General features: G+C 50.7%; 12 protein-coding genes. 8 read left to right on the forward strand and 4 right to left on the reverse strand.

Annotation, left to right across the window (positions count from 1 at the left end; translation table 11 throughout):
• Positions 1-85 precede the first annotated feature (85 nt).
• Positions 86-1,642: a hypothetical protein gene (locus OHL21_RS00340; protein WP_263415258.1), complete on the reverse strand. Its 1,557-nt coding sequence runs from the start codon at positions 1,640-1,642 to the stop codon at positions 86-88.
• 536 nt (positions 1,643-2,178) lie between these two features.
• Between OHL21_RS00340 and OHL21_RS00345 the strand changes: the two genes are divergently transcribed.
• The 4 genes from OHL21_RS00345 to cas7c all read left to right on the forward strand — a co-directional run bounded on the left by OHL21_RS00345 (position 2,179) and on the right by cas7c (position 6,709).
• A complete protein-coding gene (locus tag OHL21_RS00345) occupies positions 2,179-2,472 on the forward strand; it encodes a hypothetical protein (protein ID WP_263415259.1) in 294 nt (97 codons plus the stop codon).
• 780 nt (positions 2,473-3,252) lie between these two features.
• Positions 3,253-3,945, forward strand: a complete 693-nt coding sequence (gene cas5c / locus OHL21_RS00350; protein ID WP_263415260.1) for a type I-C CRISPR-associated protein Cas5c — start codon at positions 3,253-3,255, stop codon at positions 3,943-3,945.
• On the forward strand, positions 3,942-5,738 hold the full coding sequence (gene cas8c / locus OHL21_RS00355; protein WP_263415261.1) for a type I-C CRISPR-associated protein Cas8c/Csd1: 1,797 nt from the start codon (positions 3,942-3,944) through the stop codon (positions 5,736-5,738). Before cas5c ends, cas8c begins: the two co-directional genes overlap by 4 nt.
• A complete protein-coding gene (gene cas7c, locus OHL21_RS00360) occupies positions 5,735-6,709 on the forward strand; it encodes a type I-C CRISPR-associated protein Cas7/Csd2 (RefSeq protein WP_263415262.1) in 975 nt (324 codons plus the stop codon). Before cas8c ends, cas7c begins: the two co-directional genes overlap by 4 nt.
• A gap of 2,150 nt (positions 6,710-8,859) precedes the next feature.
• Here cas7c and OHL21_RS00365 read toward each other — a convergent pair.
• Both OHL21_RS00365 and OHL21_RS00370 read right to left on the reverse strand, forming a co-directional pair.
• Positions 8,860-9,057: a hypothetical protein gene (locus OHL21_RS00365; RefSeq protein WP_263415263.1), complete on the reverse strand. Its 198-nt coding sequence runs from the start codon at positions 9,055-9,057 to the stop codon at positions 8,860-8,862.
• 165 nt (positions 9,058-9,222) lie between these two features.
• Positions 9,223-9,822 carry an NUDIX domain-containing protein gene (locus OHL21_RS00370; protein ID WP_263415264.1) on the reverse strand — a complete coding sequence of 200 codons (600 nt, stop codon included), beginning with the start codon at positions 9,820-9,822 and terminating at the stop codon, positions 9,223-9,225.
• Between the two features lie 217 nt (positions 9,823-10,039).
• On the opposite strand from OHL21_RS00370, the gene OHL21_RS00375 reads away from it, so the two are divergent.
• The 4 genes from OHL21_RS00375 to OHL21_RS00390 all read left to right on the forward strand — a co-directional run bounded on the left by OHL21_RS00375 (position 10,040) and on the right by OHL21_RS00390 (position 15,884).
• A complete protein-coding gene (locus OHL21_RS00375) occupies positions 10,040-10,579 on the forward strand; it encodes a porin family protein (RefSeq protein WP_263415265.1) in 540 nt (179 codons plus the stop codon).
• 367 nt (positions 10,580-10,946) lie between these two features.
• The gene (locus tag OHL21_RS00380; protein ID WP_263415266.1) at positions 10,947-12,389 is read left to right on the forward strand and encodes a capsule assembly Wzi family protein; all 1,443 of its coding nucleotides are present in this window, start codon (positions 10,947-10,949) and stop codon (positions 12,387-12,389) included.
• A gap of 786 nt (positions 12,390-13,175) precedes the next feature.
• Positions 13,176-14,282, forward strand: coding sequence for a glycosyltransferase family 4 protein (locus OHL21_RS00385; protein ID WP_263415267.1), 1,107 nt, complete (start codon positions 13,176-13,178; stop codon positions 14,280-14,282).
• Positions 14,283-14,921: 639 nt separating this feature from the next.
• Positions 14,922-15,884 (forward strand): glycosyltransferase family 4 protein, encoded by a 963-nt coding sequence (locus tag OHL21_RS00390; protein ID WP_263415268.1) that lies wholly within the window; start codon positions 14,922-14,924, stop codon positions 15,882-15,884.
• 105 nt (positions 15,885-15,989) lie between these two features.
• Here the strand turns inward: OHL21_RS00390 and OHL21_RS00395 are convergent, their stop codons facing one another.
• Positions 15,990-17,210, reverse strand: coding sequence for a glycosyltransferase family 4 protein (locus OHL21_RS00395; protein ID WP_263415269.1), 1,221 nt, complete (start codon positions 17,208-17,210; stop codon positions 15,990-15,992).
• Positions 17,211-17,276 lie beyond the last annotated feature (66 nt).

Consider the following 17,276-nt stretch of genomic DNA (forward strand, 5'->3'; position numbering starts at 1 on the left):
GCAGCCAATCGCAAAGTGAGCGTAACGTGCAATTGATCCCGCGGATGAAAAAAGGCTCTGTGCGGCCAAAGTTATTGGCATGCCGTCATACAGGGACTGCCACTCCGATCACGCGGTGTAGATATTGCGTGTCAGTGCCAGAGATGCGGATTGTCTCGGTTCTCTCCGGCGCTGCTGCTGCCAAGGTACGTTCGTCGCCGCTTCCTTCAAGTGGGCCGCAGGCAAACTCAGCGCCTCTCTGAAGGAGATAAAGGGGGCGCCACCAACCGTGCTTAGCGCTATTGTCCTCGGGGTTCGGCAGTCTTTCCACCTTCTCGACAGCTACAAACGAACCTGGGCGGATGGAAGGCTCAAGACCGGCTATCGAGACTCCTCGAGCCAGACGCACTACCTTGCCGCCAATGGAACTCAGATTTGGGAATTTGAGTGATAAAAGGGACGGCCACTCTCCGTACTCACGCCGATGTTCCTCCCATTGTTCTGCCGGGTCCGGAGGAGGAGCGTAAGCTTCCTGGCCTTTGAGGTCTGAAAGATGCTCGGCTTCCAGGAGAGTCTGGAGAGAATATCGATTGCGGTCCGATCGAAGCGTTCCGTTCGCCCGAAGTGCGTCGGTGTAGCGAGCCACATGGGTTAGAGAGAGCTGTATGAGAGTGTCCACGTGGGGCAGGGAGCCTGATGGATACCGATACCGGCGTTCTGTTCGTGACGAGAAATCATTTCCGAAGATTGCACGAAGAAACTCGCGAGTACGAGAGCGCTCCTCGTAATTACGCTGGAAACGTGCATGCTCCGCTGCAAATAGAGTGTTTAAAGAGCCATGTTCCCAAGGCAGGATCAGCGGCGCGTGCCGATTGGGACGCCGAAGGTCGCGGATGAAAGGGCGGCCCGCGAGCGGGAGGCCCACGGCGAACATCCGTACGCGTCCAACGACGCGCGCTTGGGTGGGAAAGGCAAAGTCTTTAGGGCCGTCGGATCTTTTTCCGGCGCTAAGCAGAATGAGTCTGTTGTTCGTAACAACGCACCGGCTGCAGCGATACCCGTTCCCAAACTGCAGGAAGTAGATCACGCCTGGATTAGGCCGCTTGCGCTCGCCATCGGGAATCGGCTCAACGAGTGCAATCGCGCCGGGAGGCAGACTTGAGCCAAGACTATCTTCGGTTCCGACCTGAATATAGAAAGCACCCTTCTGCTTCCACGCGGGGCCTTCAAGAGAGGCGATCGGAACCGCACTTCTCCAGTCCTCAATGAGGTCCTTCACGAAGGCATCCTGCTTGAGTTCGTCGGTTCGGATTCGAGCGGGAATCTCGACCTGGCTGTTACGTTCGAACGGATAAGATTCGATGATGCGAGTATAGGAGCCGTTGAGTTCGTAGTCGAGGTCCCGGATCTGAGTGGTTCTATATCCGAAGAGTTGATGTACCCCGTCAAGAGTCAGAGAGAATGCATCCGAAAGCTCAAGCAGCGTATTGAGGGTCGGATGCTTCTGCGTGCGTGATAGATTCGAGAGGAAATTTCGTACTAAGAGCTCTCGCCGTTCTTGTGCGCGTACGGCTCTCTCATCCTCCGGACGCTGCTGCCGGAATAGGTTTCTGAGATGGTGGACCGCATCAGCAATCTGATGACGAGGCACTGGATGGTACACGGCAGAGCCCTCTCCTCGAATATTCTCAATATAGGAGCAGCAAACGAGCGCAACTGACCTTGTCGCATCGCTGAGGTGCTTAGAGCTTCTCAGAGATGCTCGGCGTATGTGCAATTGGCTTGAAACAGGTTCATCAACGTACGTTCTTGATGCGAGAGTACAACCGAATCGCCCAGTTGAGAAGACCGTCAGATATTCATTGGGCGCGGAAATGCGTTTACAACCGGCTCAATCGCGCCGAGCCTGTTCATCTCATTGGAGTTAAGAATGTGGCCACAACGTCTACGTGAATTTGGCCATGGTTCAGCGTTGTTTAGAAGACAACGCGCTTGGTGAAAGTTTGTAGCAAAAAAGCTTGTCGCATTCTTGTCGCAAATATCGCCAATTTGGCCGATTTTGCCGGTTTTGCCGACTTGTAACTCCTTTTCCGACCAATAACTTAGTATTTTGGCTGCTCCATAGCTGGGTGACTATCTCCGGAATCGGCCAACAATACCTAGGCCATGCCAATTACCGATGCCGCTGGCAATAATAGGATGATGAAAGGGTATCTCGATACCAGCAACACTTCCATAAGAAGCGTTACGGTCTCTGGCCTTCCATCCTCCTATACGGTTTACGTGTATTGCGATGACGACAGCAATACCGCGAAGAGAACTGGAAGGTATACACTTGGCGGCACCACGGTTACGGCAACCGATTCTGCGAATACAAATTTCTCTGGGACGTTTGTCCAGGCAAACAACTCGGCGGGGAACTACATCATCTTTCCGAACCAGACCGCAAGTAGCTTTACCGTCTCCCGATACCACTCCGCGAGCACCGATTAATGGAATTCAGATCGTGCCGTAGATTGAGATTGCCAATCGGACCGCGGACCGGGGAGCAATCGCTTTTAGCGAGGCCCGAGCAACTGACGTTCGACACGAGCTGGCCATTAGAAGCAGGATCTTGGACAGTAAAAGTGAAAACACTTTTTAGACTAATGTTATGGCGAGCAATCCGCGTACGCTACTATGCGGATTGTCGCCGTTCGCCGGCCTATAACGGCTATTTGGCCTTTTTCGCAGCGGCCCACCGCTTCTTCTGAGCCTCTGCAATCCTCGCACGCGCCTCTGCGCTCAGCACGCGACCTTTCTTCGTTTTTCGGAGTGTCCCTTTGGGCCGTCCTACACTGCGTTTGCCAGCCGACGTCTCCACTTCGGTAAGCATGGCACGTGCCTGTTGAAGTTTACGGATCTGGTCATCAATGGCAGAAAGAATTAGTTCGAGATTCATTTCAAAAGCGTACTCGAAAGTAGCTCCTTAGGTGAAGGTTTTATTATGGCTGTATCTGAATGATGGACGCCCTACCCTAAGCTAGGGGGCCATGCAGCCCACCGCTTCTTGCTATCTCAAAGTGCAGGTATATCGATTCGGGGCCCTCGATCGGTTCAAAGTGGAAGATCCTGAATGGTGACTGATCTTCAACAAAGATAGACATCCTTTGGATAAACTTGCGATGTCCACGATCGAGATCTGCCTGGTAACGCACTTTTATCGCTTACGGGCTCTTAATTGAGAGCGCTCGCCAATGCTCCACTCATGTATAAAACAGTCAGGGCGGATGTATGTTTTCAAGGAATTTCTTTATACGAATCCAAGGTCCATTCGCATGTTTCACTCGTCCAGAGTTCTCTGCCGAAAGGGTCACCTACGATCTTATTACGCCCTCGGCGGCTCGGGGAATTCTCGAGGCTGTGCTTTGGAAGCCCGCCATTTGTTGGGAGATACAGCGAATTTCTCTGTTGCGGCCTATCCGATATATTCGTATCTGTCGGAATGAGGTGAGTTCACGTCTTTCCACTGCGAAAGCGCTCTCTGCCGCTGTTGGCGATAAAGCAATGCCTGATTTTTATGCAGATGAAGACCGTACTCAACGAAATACGGTAGCGTTGCGAGATGTGGCATATGGCATAGCGGCGCGTTTTCGGATGACTCGGAGAGCTGGGCCTCGCGACAACATTCGAAAGTTCGAAGAGATGTTTGAGAGGAGATTGCAAAAGGGGCAACAATGCTATCAACCCTATCTTGGTTGCCGTGAGTTTCCTGCCAGCGTAGAGCCATGGGACGGCGGTGGCGTACTCGAAAGCGAGTCTCGCATGCTTGGTTGGATGTTGCACGATCTCGTTTTTGGTGTGGACGGCAAAACGGAACCTGTAAATCAACCACGCTTTTTTGTTGCCGAACTGCGCTGCGGAGTCCTGGAAGTTCCGGCGTGGGAAGAAGTTAAACCGACGATCCCGGAGACCAGCCATCAGTGATCCTTCAGTCGCTTTGTGAATTGGCCGAACGAGAACAATTGGTGGGTGATCCGGCCTTCGAAAAAAAAGCCGTGCGTTGGATTGTGGTGCTGGATGCCTCTGGTAGGTTTGTAGACGTGCGCGATACCAGCGCGCCAGAGAGCTTGCCATCTACGAATAGAACGAAGTGGCGCTGGCATCCTGAGCTCACGCTTATCCCTCGGCGGCAAGAAAGATCATCGGGGATACGGGCCAATTTTCTCGTCGATAATGGGAAATATGCCTTGGGCTTTTCTGCCACCCCGGAAGAGAAGGACGATCCACGCCACCGACTGTGTCACGCCGCTTTTGTTAGTCTGTTGCGCGAAGCGCCACAGGACGTTCCTCAACTACAGTCATTATTAGCCTTTCTTGCGAACGAGGAGGAACTCAATGCGTGTGCCGTCTGCTTGGCGAGCAAGGGCTCCTTTGCGAATAAGGATCTTTTTGGTTTCGAAGTAGATGGTATTGCTTTATCCGATCTGGATAGATTGAGGAACTGGTGGGGATCGCATGCCGATCAAGCAAAAGAGGAACTCGAACCGATACAGTGCCTTGTTTGTGGCAAATATCGGCAGCCCGCGCGTCTGCACAATAGCATTCAGATTCGAGGGGCATCCGCTAGTGGTGCGCCACTTATAAGCTTCAATGTCGCCTCTTTTGAGAAGTATGGTTTGAGAGGCAACGAAAATGCTCCTGTTTGTAGGGTTTGCATGACTGCCTACACAGAGGCATTGCGCCGTCTGACACGCCCGCAATATGAAACTGCGTCCGGGAAGAAGCTGCAGGCGCAAAGGATTCTACTGAACGGAAACACTACAGTAGTTTATTGGTGTGAATGCCAAAGCGCTTTGCCTCAACTTTTGACCGCAATGGATAGTGACCCCAAAAGTGTGAAGGATGCGGTTAATGGCTCCTTTGATGAGAGTTCGTCACGTTTCTACTGTCTAATCCTCTCCGGCGCGCAAGGTAGGGCATCTATCCGCTACTTCCGCATTGGCACAGTAGGAGAAGTTATAGCGAACCTGCGTCGGTATTTTTGTACGATCGATATTGACCGGAGGGACCGAAACGTTCCTCTCACCTTCTTCCGGCTCTTGACAAGAATGGCACCGAATGGAGAACGCGATCGCCTCCCGTCGGAGATCGGCATCGAACTTTGGGTCCATACCGTCTTTGGAGATAAGTTGCCTTATGGGTTCTTGAATGCGCTGGTGGCGCGCAATCAGGCGGAACATACAGTTCCAGAGGAGCGCGCGGCTTTGCTTCATTTGTACTTTGCCAGTGGTGATGCTAAATCAACAGATGTCGGAATTTCTGATCTACATTCCTGCACGGAGAAGCATTCCATGAGTCTCGATTGCGAATCGACGGATCTGCCATATCTATTCGGCCGCCTTCTGGCGATCATGGAAAACCTGCAGAGTGCTGCACAGGGTACAAATCTCGGGCGCATTCTTGTGGCCCGTACATTTCGACTAGCTTCTACACGGCCTGGACAAGTTTTCCCCAGTTTGCTTCAGGCGTCCCAGCAGCAGCTAGCTAGAGCAAGCCGCAAGGTACCAGCCCGTGCTGCGAACCTGAATAGGTTGATAGGGGAAGTGCTCAATGGAATCCCTGCAAATGGGCTTTCGCCTGTCTTCAACCTTGAACAACAGGGCCGTTTTGCCCTTGGGTACTATCACCAACGACAAGTGTTTTTTGACCGGAACGGAGATATGGGAAAAGCTTCTATAGAAACTGCAAATGATTCCTCCGGGGAGACTATGGCATGAGCCGCCCTAATTTTTCGAAGCCCACAGTTCTCGATAAACGTTATGAGATGCTTCTGCTCTTCGATGTTCATCACGGTAATCCGAATGGAGATCCAGATGCCGAGAATGCTCCAAGAATCGATCCGGAAACAGGAGTTGGACTCGTAACTGACGTTGCCATCAAACGCAAGATCCGCAATTATGTGGGCTTGACGCGAGGGTTTGAACCGCCGAACAACATCTATGTGAAAGAACGTGGCATCCTTGCCAATGAACAACGATCCGCGTATAGGGCTCTTGGCATTGAACCGGATGGGAAATCCGTGGATATTGCCCGGGCTTGGATGTGCAAACATTATTTCGATATCCGCACTTTTGGCGCCGTAATGACCACCGGCAAGGCAGAGATGGAAAGCGATGCCGCGATCAACAGTGGGAAAAAGACTAGAGGCCAGACAAAGCTTTGGAACTGTGGACAAGTCCGTGGTCCAGTCCAGTTCGGTTTCGCCACCTCAATCGATCCCATCACCAGCATCGCACATACGATAACTCGTGTAGCATTGACAAACCCTGGTGATGCAGGAGGCGAGATTGTCGTAGACGAGCATGGAGAAGAGAAGGCTGCAAGCGGACAGATGGGACGGAAATTCGGCGTTGCCTATGCTCTATACCGCATGCATGGTTTCGTGTCTCCCTTTTTGGCCAAAGAGACCTTATTTACGCGGCGGGACATGGCGACTCTACTGAACGCGTTGACTAATTTGTTTGACCACGACCGCTCCGCGAACCGTGGAGAAATGTCTGTTCAACGGCTATGGCTCTTTGAGCATAAAGACGAATTGGGAAATGCTCCAGCGCACAGGGTGCTAGAAACTGTCCGAGTCCCTTCCGTTCCTGGAGCACGGAGCTTTGCTGAGTACGAAACAGGTATCGTGGAGCCTCAAGACGGAACAGAAGTTTTTCCAGGTGTGACCGCTTGGCGTTATGTATAGCGGATTTGAGCGAGTGTCAAGGATTCTCGTCTTGGAGTTTCCGATATACTTCGGAGATGGCATATGAGATTTGTCTTCTCGCGTGCTTTCGCTCTTCGCGAGCGTGGATTGAAACAATGTTCGTTCAGCGGCTCTTTGAGTATTGGATTTAGCTCTTTGAGAACCAAAAACTAACTGGACAATGCTCCAGCACACAAGGTGTTGAGTATGAAATGGCCCACTTGGTGGTTCAAGATGTGCGCGATTATGTTGCCCAGCTTGGCCAGCCAGTGTGGGTGAAACCTGTCTACGCGAGATAGATAGGAAAGGTTCGCTACCCCTTAGATAGCGTGGATTGAAACATGGACTTTGATAAGTACTTGCATGTTGGTATCGTAGTGCTACCGCATGCCGGCAGCTAAGCCGGATGTTGTCGCTGCTTGCAACCGGCGAAAACATCGATAACGGGTGGGGTTCTAAATGAATTGTGGCGGTATATTCCAACAAGCCAAGTGAATCGATAGAGTTTTTTAAGGGATACCGCAGTCTACAAACCGTTAAGTGTACCCGGTGATTGGAGAGCGTCTAACCGGCTTGCCTACCTTTTATTGAGGAGGTGCTAGTAGGATTCGCTTCGCCCTTATTGAGAACAACAAGGATCCAACTAATATTAAGAGATCTGCAAAATAAAAAACCGAAGTGACCTCCGGGATTTCTCCGGTTGTTCCCATAGATCACTGGAATAGAGATACACTGGCAATTCCTAAACCGGCTCCCAAAATTGCAACTGCAATACTTGCGCAAAATTTCAATTTATCGCTCATGCGGACTCGCCATTTCAAACCAAAGATAGCTTTCTGTTAGCACTTTTTCACCTAGAAGCACTAGCATAAGAATGGGAACGCCTCATTCTTTGAAAGCTGAAGCTATTCAATCAAATGTCTGTTGGTATTGCGATTACTACTTCGGCCTGTACCGTTACTTTTGTGCAGCACTCGCTGCCCGTGTCACCACGGCGTATGCAGCCGCTAGTCGCTCCATCTACCTAAGCCGCAGGTAGCTTACGAGCTAGCAGTGGTTCGACATCCCTGATAACGGACCTCCACACGTCGCGGTCGGCTTCGTGGAGACCGATGAGTAGCTCTGTATTTTGTTCGTTCAATCCCAATTTGTGGCAGATTTCTTCGAGCCGAGCGATCTCTTGATTTAGAGCCTCGACCTTTGCTTGCCAGCCAGCCACAATTTGATGAAGTTCCCTGAGAGAAGTCATGCTGTCGTTCACTTTTTTGCTCCATCTTGTACTTTTTCGGGCACAAGCAGCAGTGGCACCCGCCCGAGGGAATCCGTGCGAGACAGATGCAGAGAGCTTGAGCCGATGTGAGCTCTACCACTCAACCATGCAATTCCTCTTCCATATGCCAAATGGGTGCATTATCGTTCTGGCTGGCTCGGTGGATGTTCAAAGCGACATTCACCCCATTCTCCTTTTCAAGTGAATGATGCATGGTGATGGCTCTGATTAACGTTAGACACGAATTCTCGGGGATATGGTTGTAAGCTCAGACGTTTTTTGGTTCTTGGTTGCACACAATGTGCAAACGCGAACATTGGACCGCTCTTCGATGAACGGAGATGTTCCAAACCTCAAGATATAAGAATGGATTTGGCTTGCGTGGAACAATTGTCGCCTACCGAACAAATCGGAATGGCGTGCGATGCGCGTTCCTCGATAGAAACACTGCCGAGGCTTGCGGAGACCAAGCGGTGACCTTTACCTGGAATTGGCCATGGCGACCGGAGCAGTTTTATGTAGCGGGTATATGGAAGTGGTGCCTGGGAAAGAGAATTTGCTAGCTGTAGTCGCAAATCTCGGGAAGGCTTGGTGAGGCCAGAATGCAAGCCGCTTGATGGAGAACAAGATGGCTTGCTCTGGACAGATGCTTGGCGCCAATGCATCGGTGCGTTTCTGGCATCAACGTTAGCTCCTAGCCACTAAGGATCTTGTATTCGAATCCGAGTGCGACGCCGCTCTGCTTTGACACCTTGTTCCTATTGATCGTTCATTCATCTCAGTCCCACTCCAATCAACGGAATACTCCCATTTTCTTTTGGGACTCGAAGGAGCCTGCGATGTCGTTGACCTCGGTGTCTCTTTACGAAAGTTAGTCCGATTAAGGCTCGATCTGGACTTGATGATTCGGATCAGTTTGAGCTTTAATGAACTCTTCCGTCAGAGATTTGCTGTCCGTTTTGTATTCGACAACCAATCCATTGGCGAACTCGATTTTGGAATGATTTCCATGGGGGAGAATCCTAAAAATTACGTCGCTATTGAGGCCGCTTCCATCACTGAGCTTCACAAGTGGCATACGCTACTCCTTCGGATAGTTTAATTAGGGAGTTATGATACGGGACTCAAGTTGCTAAGAATGTCGAGAGCGGAATTCTTTCTGCATGGATTCGTATGCGTCAAAACAGATCTTTGTAAATAATATCTTATCGGGCTCTGCGGACGAACGATTGGGGACCTATATCTATTCTCGAACCTGGCTCTTGAGGAAGTAGAGTAATGCGATCGTCCGAAGATCACGGATAGCGCCGGCTTGAATTAACCCGATGGCGTCGTTTAGGGGATACTCTAAGATCTCAACTTTTTCGCCTTCTTCGGCGACTCCTCCGCCTCTCGAAATCTTTCCAGTAGTATCGTACTCGGCAATATAGCAGTAGATCTTCTCCGTTACGCTTCCAGGGCTTGGATAGCCACTGAAAACAAATTCCAGATTAGAAAGTCTGTACCCTAATTCTTCTTCTGCTTCTCTTTGTGCCGCTATCTCGGGTTCATGTGAAGCGAGCATTCCACCGCAGACCTCAATCATCGACGCATCTGTCGGTCGATTCATGAAGACTGGGAGCCTAAACTGTTTCGTGAGCAGAACTTTCGTGGGCGCTGCAGTGTAAGCCAATACCGCGGCGGCATCGTCACGTCGAATAAACTCCCGTCCATGCTCGAGTCGAGTGCCGTCTTTATAGTGAACAATACAGTCTGTCCGATGATAGGTTGACCACGCACTTCGCAAAGTATCGTCCGAGATGATCTCTACGGCGACGTGCATGTCTTGAACGTTCGTGCTCATACCCCTCGCTATGTCTTGTAGAATAAAGACTTGTGAATAAATCGGAGGTAAACCTTCCGAGAGTCCGTGGCACCTCAGCGCATAATCCTGCTTGCGGGCAGTATGGTAGGATGCATAAAGTGGCGCTTTCGATACCTTCCCCCATCTGCAGCGGGTGTCCGTCGCCTCTAGCTTATCCTGTGCGCTATTTCAATTCAATGGTTGAATAGGGGTTGACATGTCCCAATCAATGACGCGATTTTTGGCTGTCGCAGCTATTTTTTGGCTAGGCAGTGTTTTCTGCCAGTCGCAAGCTCTTTCAACAGTAGAGAAAAAAGCTCAAGTAGATGTCTTTGGGGCGTATACGGTCACAGCGCCGGACTATGGTGAGCCCAAATTAAATGGTTTCACCGCAGGGGGAGGATACTTCCTGAACTTCCGACGGCTGGGAAGCCCAGGGCTTTCAGCTCGTTATGCGTATGGGGCCGGGCCAGTTGTCAACCAGAGTTTTTTTGGCGGCGGAGTGGAATGGCGGTTTCCATTTCGCCGCATTCGGCCATACGTCACGGCGGGATACGGGTTGGGGAAAATGACAATTAAGTCCTACAGCGATTCCGGCCCAGGCTCAATGATTGGTGGAGGAATCGATGTGACCGTTAGGCCAAAATTTGCACTGCGCGGGGAGTTTATGCAGCAGTGGATCGCTTTTTCCGGATCTCCCCAGCTATCGTATTCACCGGTATCTGGAAGCATCGGACTTGTATACACGATCCGATAACCTTTAAGTATCAAATTCTGGACCCAACATCATGATTGAAACGCGATCTCCTTTTCAGGAGCCATACTCAGAGGCACGCGGATGTTTATTATGTCGGCCTGCGAACTCAACCGCGAGCCCGGCTGGGAAAAAAGCATCGAGGCCCCTATCTATCTTTTCCAGATTTCGAAAATGGCGCCGGCCTCTGATCACTACGCTTCTGTTTCTAGGAGTGGCCGGCCTCTGTGCCGAAAAGGCTTTTTCGCAATCCGCGCGAGACAATTACATTCCGCTAGACAGTTGGCTCTATCCGGCCATTCAGCGCCTATCGTCTCTAGGATATGTGCATGGTCTTGCTTGGGACCAACGCCCTTGGACCTACGATGTAGTGAAGACCTCTCTAGAGGAAGACACGGATGCCATAAAGAACGCTTCAGATGATGAGGTAGTGAGCCTCTACACGGCAGTCATGGATGGCGTACAAGTGGGGGCCACCTATGACAAGAAAATCTCCCAAACAGCGGCGGGCTCGATAGATTCCTTATATGTACGCGGCCAGCAGATCGCAGGGCCGCCATTGGTCCAAGATTTCTATTACGGCGAAACCATAGTAAACGACTACGGGCGTCCGATCGGTCGCGGATTTCAAGGGATTCTAGGTGCAAGCACACACGGACAGCTCGGTATTTTGTTTATCAATTTCAGAGGAGAATACCAGCATTTGCCGGGCCAGGGGAGTTTATCGGATTCCGTGGCAAATTACGAGCGCACCATAAACATGCTGCCGACATTGCCAAAAATAAGAAATTCTTCAGACGATAGATTTGTAATCCTGAATGCTTCAGTATCAGTAATTCTAAAAAATTCGCACATTGGTGTCGGAAAGTTTGATCGGTGGTGGGGGCCTGGAACAGGTGGCGCAATGCTCTGGTCGAACAATGCAGAGCCCATTTACGAATTCAGGATCAAGCGGGACAGCCCTCTCAGGATACCGATCCTGTCATCCGTATTGGGACCGGTTCAATGGGATCTATTCCTGGGAGACTTGAAAGGGCACACAACGCCTAACAAGCCATGGGTCCAAGGACAAAAGTTCACTTTTCATCCGACAAAGCGCTTGGAGGTTGGTTTCGCCCGTACGGTCGTATTCGGCGGAAAAGGGAACGGCGGATTGACATTTCATTCTTTCTGGAAAGCTTTCGCTAGCATTGACGACCAGATCCGTTCTGGAAAAACACAGTTTGATCCGGGAGATCGTCGGGCCGCTTTCGATTTTCGCTACGCGTTTCCTCATATTACGGCTTACGCCGACGGTTTTTCGGATGATGATCCGCTGCCTCTCGCGAATCTGAAAAGATCGGCTTGGCGGCCCGGGCTATATGTCCCAGTATTGCCTTATGCCAAACAGTTTGATTTTAGGTTCGAAGCACCGTATACGAACATGGCAGAGAACCAAACGTACCCTACACCTGGCATGAACTATCGCAACCTCAACTATAGAGATGGATATACAAACAAGCAGCGCCTTCTGGGAGATTGGATCGGTCCAGATAGCACTGGTTATCAAGCATGGTTGGGATTTTGGAAAAACCCACGGGACAAGGTGACCTTGGACTGGCGCATGTCAAAGTTAGATACTGCCTATTTCCCGGGAGGTGGGACTCAGCATACGTGGGGAATGTCCTTGGCGAAAGTCTCGAACGCCTCTCATGGCGTATTGGATGTGCGTCTTCAGGTCGAGCAGTATAAGATTCCGGCGATTACAGCGGATACGAAAAGAAATGTGGCGCTCTCTCTCCAGTGGACACAAAAGAATATTGGTGGGCAATAATATTTCTGCCTTCCTGAATGATCAATACGCACAGTCCCATCTAAATGGGACTGTGCGTGGCTCGGGCGCAATGCAGTGACGGTGCAACGGCTGGCACGCTTGATTGTCTACGTAGCCCGCAATACGAACTGTGTACATTTGGTTTCTCGACGTTCTAGCGGAGCCAATGAGATACCTCGAACAATTGAACGAATTACGGGTGGGTAACGACGCCGGGAATGGTGTGCGTGTCAGTCCGCGATACTTGAAGCAAAGGACGGCAACGCAATAACCTGTCATAGCACTCCCGCAGTCTCCGGTAGGTTGAGCAGTATGCGACCTGACCATCTGATCGGGATCTGAAGTCCCCTCTCCGTAAGCCATCTGGCAACGAAGTGTAGCGCCATATCTGCCGTGACATTTCCCCTTTCGAAAGTGTTGAAAAAAAGAGGCCACGATGGGGTATTATGGGCACCAGAGTGCGGTAAAGTCGGGTTGAAGACATAGAGGGCCATATTCGTAGCGCCAACAAATCGCGGTATTGGCTTGGTCACTCTACTGGCAGGGCTCGCTCAACTAGACGTTTACGATTGTCAACCTCTATACGCCTTTGCCCGTCCATCTTCGATATGGTTTTAGGCGAAACTGAGATGTTCAATTACGCGTCTCTATATTTGGCACGTCCTGAACGTAAATTATTGAAGATATTTGTCTGTTCAACTAACGGAAGATCGAGTACCGCCCGATCCCCCCGATCGAAGCCTTGAGTGAACTATGAGAACTCCGGAATCATATGAGCGCCAGAGCGTGGCTCTTCTTGTGAACGTCATTGCACCGTATCGACTTCCCGTCTACGAGTCGATATCGTCCGCTTTTAACTTGACGATCCTGCATGGCGGGACCGAACGCAATCGATCATGGCAAATGTCGTTGCCGGCAAGCATGAAAGTTCAAAAAGTAATGACATGGCAACTCGAGAAGAAAAGGAAGCTCGGGGTTAAGGGCATTCAAGATGGCAGCTATGTGCACTTGAATTTAGGTCTGTTGTTCTGGATCCCGAAACTTAAGCCAGACATCATCATTTCTAACGAAATGGGCATGCGCAGTTGGATTGCCATTCTCTTTGGCTTGGCGATGAATCGTCCGGTATGGATATGGTCCGGAGCTACGATGCATTCAGAACGAAATATCGGCCCACTGAAACGTGTTACACGAAAGTTATTGGCTAAGCTTGCTCCGCGGTGGATTTCGTATGGAACGGAGGCTACGGAATATCTGCGACACCTTGGTGTAAGTCGCGAGAAAGTTTTGCAGATTCAAAACTGCGTCCCAGAAGGAAGTTTCAAGTTCGAACCGATCGAGAATGAATGGTTTAAAGATAAAGCTGGACCTGTATTACTTACGGTTGGCCAGCTCACTACCCGAAAGGGCCTAAATAACCTTATCGAGTCGGCCGCGCGAGTTCAAAAGGAAGGTTATGAGTTTAGCCTCGTAATTGTAGGGGACGGCCCCCAAAAAGCGGAGCTTGAGCAGCTAGCACTGCGGCACTCGCTGAAGAACTTTGAGATCATCCCAAATAAGTCGCAAGCGACATTGAGAATGATCTATTATGCTGCCGATGTTTTTGTTTTTCCGACGTTAGAAGACATTTGGGGACTTGTGGTCAATGAGGCAATTTTATGCCGCCTTCCTGTTGTTTGTTCAGCGAATGCAGGTTGCGCAACTGAATTGATCGATCCGGAGAATGTTTTTGATCCACTCGATCCTCTGAGCATTGATAATGCGGTCCGCCGCGCTGTCCTTGGACAGGTGACGCCCTCTGATCCACGTAGGCTTCGAACCTGTGATGAGGTTGGTGCTGCTATTGTGGCTTCTCTAGAGGCTGGAAGACCTGTTCCGCTAAAACCGATCTAGAGAGACAAGGTTAGGCACGATAGAGGTCAATTCGACGTACTCATGGGTGCCTAGACTATCCAGCTTCGAAGAAGCGATGCGCCAGCTTCGCGTTTTGATCCAAGTCTTGTCGGTTTACGCGAACCCTCCTCGATCCATTGGTAACACTTTCGCCTGTCCGGGTGGTTACCGATGTGTCGAGCAATCCGGGTTATGTTTCTTGGGCGACAGAAACATCTTCGTTGTGGCGGAAATATCTTTCATAAATTCCTATCTTTCGGTCACCGTCGCCCTCTCTTTCCAAAAAAACATATGCAGGTACTGGTTGCCACGGTATCGTGTATACGATGCTTGTTTAAGGTACCTATAAATTCCCCATTGCGGTCGCTGCATAGTGAATCACCGCGTGCCATGACGGGGTAAGATCGCATCTAAAGATCCAGAAATCTTTGATCACCTATGCTCCCAAAGTTCAAATATACAAAGATCAATTCTAAGCCGATCCCGCGGGTAGCGTTGATGACGAATATACTTCCGAACTATCGCGTCGCCTTGCTGAAGCACCTTAATAAGCTAGTACCTGAGCTCCGCATCTTCCTTTCGGCCCGAAACGAATCCAATAGAAAAGGGCCAATCGATTGGGGGGGGCTGGATGTCTACGTGCATCGTTCGATCTCATGGAGATCGCGCTCGACTATTCATGGATATAAAGATGAGAGTTATATTCATCTTCCGCTCGGGGCATATTGGCAATTGTCGCTATATCGGCCGCAGGTGATTATTACTAGCGAGTTCGGCCTTCGCAGTATATCGGCGGTGCTTTATCGTCTATTTCATCCAGAGAGCAAGGTAATTCTTTGGGCGACGCTTTCTCAGCGTACCGAAGCGGCTCGTAATTTCGTACGGAGGTTTGTTCGACGTTTTATATTGCAAAATGTTGATCGAGTCTTTGTTAATGGAAGAGACGGCGAAGAATATATCCGCAGTATGGGATTTTTGGGGACGGTCGACCATATCCCATATGTAGTCGATACTAGAGCCTTTTCGTCGGTTAGAGAATTAAAAGCGGATTCCGATGTCATTGCGCTGTTTCATGTCGGTCAACTCATCGAGCGAAAAGGGATCTTAGAATTCTGTGAGATTTTGCAGGTTTGGTGTGCAGCCCACCCTGGCATGCGACTGCGAGTACGATTGGCTGGATCCGGACCGCTACTTTCTAGGTTGCAAGAACTTGGACGGTCGAGCTTGGTGCCAATTGATTTTCTTGGTCATCTGACGTTAGACAGCTTAGTGCAGGAGTATTGTCAGGCTTCGATCCTTGTTTTCCCGACCTATGCAGATGAGTGGGGCGTCGTAGTGAACGAGGCACTTAGTGCCGGAGTACCTGTGATGGGGAGCAAATACAGCCAGGCCGTCATGGAGCTGATAGACGAAGGAAAAAACGGATGGACTTTCGACCCAACTGAGAGAGAGAGCGTTTTGGATGCGCTCGATCGGGCGCTGACCAAGTCCCCCGCAGACATCAAGGCGATGGCAGAATTTTGTCAGAGAAGCGTACAAGAGCTTACTCCAGAGAATGTGGCAAAGCGCATCTACGACTCGATTATGGAGACGAGCAGTTGATTGTTGGGCCATAGCAAACTCCGGTTCTAAGCTAGGCCAATGACATATAGGATCGCGCGGTTCTTCTCGTCGGGCGTAATGCGAAGGAAGTCGGGCTACGCTGAGCTAAACAATTCGATCGCTCGTTTGTTGCTGGGGGAAGGAGTTCAGCGAAGTGTTGTTGCGAGGGAGAAGCTCGCTGTATACGCCGAGTAGTTGCGTGTAATTCTCTGCCTCGCTGAAGTGGGTTTCGAAACGCTGTCGAGCTGCGCGCCTTAGCGGCGCAAGTTCAGTATCAGCAGCGGTGAATCGATGCAGTGCAATTGCCAGTGCAGATGGATCTCCTGGAGTGAAGAAGAGTTCCCCGTGCTCTTCGCCAACGAGCTCTGGCAGACCGCCCAGTCGAGAACAGATAACTGGTAATCCAGAAGCCAGGGCTTCAATTATGACCATAGGACAAGGCTCGTACCACAACGATGGAACAATGAGTACTCGGGCATCGCGCATTAGCTGTTGCAATGCCTCACGCTGAACGGGCCCTAGTACTTGCAAGCGACTCCCAGGCCGTGCGGAGGCTTGGCGCATATCCGATAGTAGCGGACCATCGCCAGCAACCTTCACCGTCAGAGGGAGGAGTCCCGCGTTATCAGCTTCGAGTAGGGTGGCGATCCCTTTTTCAGGAGAGAGGCGTCCAGCAAATAAGGCAAAGTCGCCGCGTCCATCCCCGATTGGGGTGTCCGCAACAAAATTCGGCTTAATGCGAATCCGATCTTTGGGGATGCAGGAAGAAGCCATCTTATCAGCAGTGAATCGGGTTAGCGCGATATATCGATCGACACGGGAATCCCAAGTCCCCAGGAAACGGTGTAGCGCGACGTTTCCGCCAATCACTGCACTACCAAGATGGCTGTCGCGATAGCAAGCATGCTGCACCGCCGGCAAGAATGACCCCGTCTCGCTACACTCTTCACAAAGCTTACCGTCGCGAAAGAGAAGAGCATTCGCGCAGATCATCCGGTAATTGTGCAATGTTTGCACCACTGGGAGCTGTCTCCGTTCAGCAAGGAAGAACACTGACGGAGAGAGATTGGGCATGAAATTGTGTACGTGCAGAACGTCGGGGCGAAAGGATCGGACTATCTTGTCAAGTTGGCGGGCCGAGCGTGAGGAATAGAACGATCTGAGGCCCGCAAACAACTGATCAACGGGGCTCTGAATATTATCGTTATCTTGAAGGAAAAATTCGACCTGATGCCCATGCCTCGAAAGCATGGCGCCCTCTTCTTCGACGACGCGGTCTTCGCCGCCTCTTTCCTGATACCGGTTATGTGCTAACAGGATCTTCATATGTGCCGCCAGAGAATTAATCGCCTATCCAGATACATTTAGATAGGCGAGTGAGGAGCAATGGAT

The sequence above is a fragment of the Terriglobus albidus genome (assembly GCF_025685425.1).
Lineage (GTDB): Bacteria > Acidobacteriota > Terriglobia > Terriglobales > Acidobacteriaceae > Terriglobus > Terriglobus albidus.

Coding starts and splice junctions, on each gene's coding strand:
- OHL21_RS00345 (WP_263415259.1), top strand. CDS start 2,179: ATGATGAAAGGGTATCTCGATACCAGCAACACTTCCATAAGAAGCGTT.
- cas5c (WP_263415260.1), top strand. CDS start 3,253: ATGTTTTCAAGGAATTTCTTTATACGAATCCAAGGTCCATTCGCATGT.
- cas7c (WP_263415262.1), top strand. CDS start 5,735: ATGAGCCGCCCTAATTTTTCGAAGCCCACAGTTCTCGATAAACGTTAT.
- OHL21_RS00365 (WP_263415263.1), bottom strand. CDS start 9,057: ATGCCACTTGTGAAGCTCAGTGATGGAAGCGGCCTCAATAGCGACGTA.
- OHL21_RS00370 (WP_263415264.1), bottom strand. CDS start 9,822: ATGAGCACGAACGTTCAAGACATGCACGTCGCCGTAGAGATCATCTCG.
- OHL21_RS00375 (WP_263415265.1), top strand. CDS start 10,040: ATGTCCCAATCAATGACGCGATTTTTGGCTGTCGCAGCTATTTTTTGG.
- OHL21_RS00395 (WP_263415269.1), bottom strand. CDS start 17,210: ATGAAGATCCTGTTAGCACATAACCGGTATCAGGAAAGAGGCGGCGAA.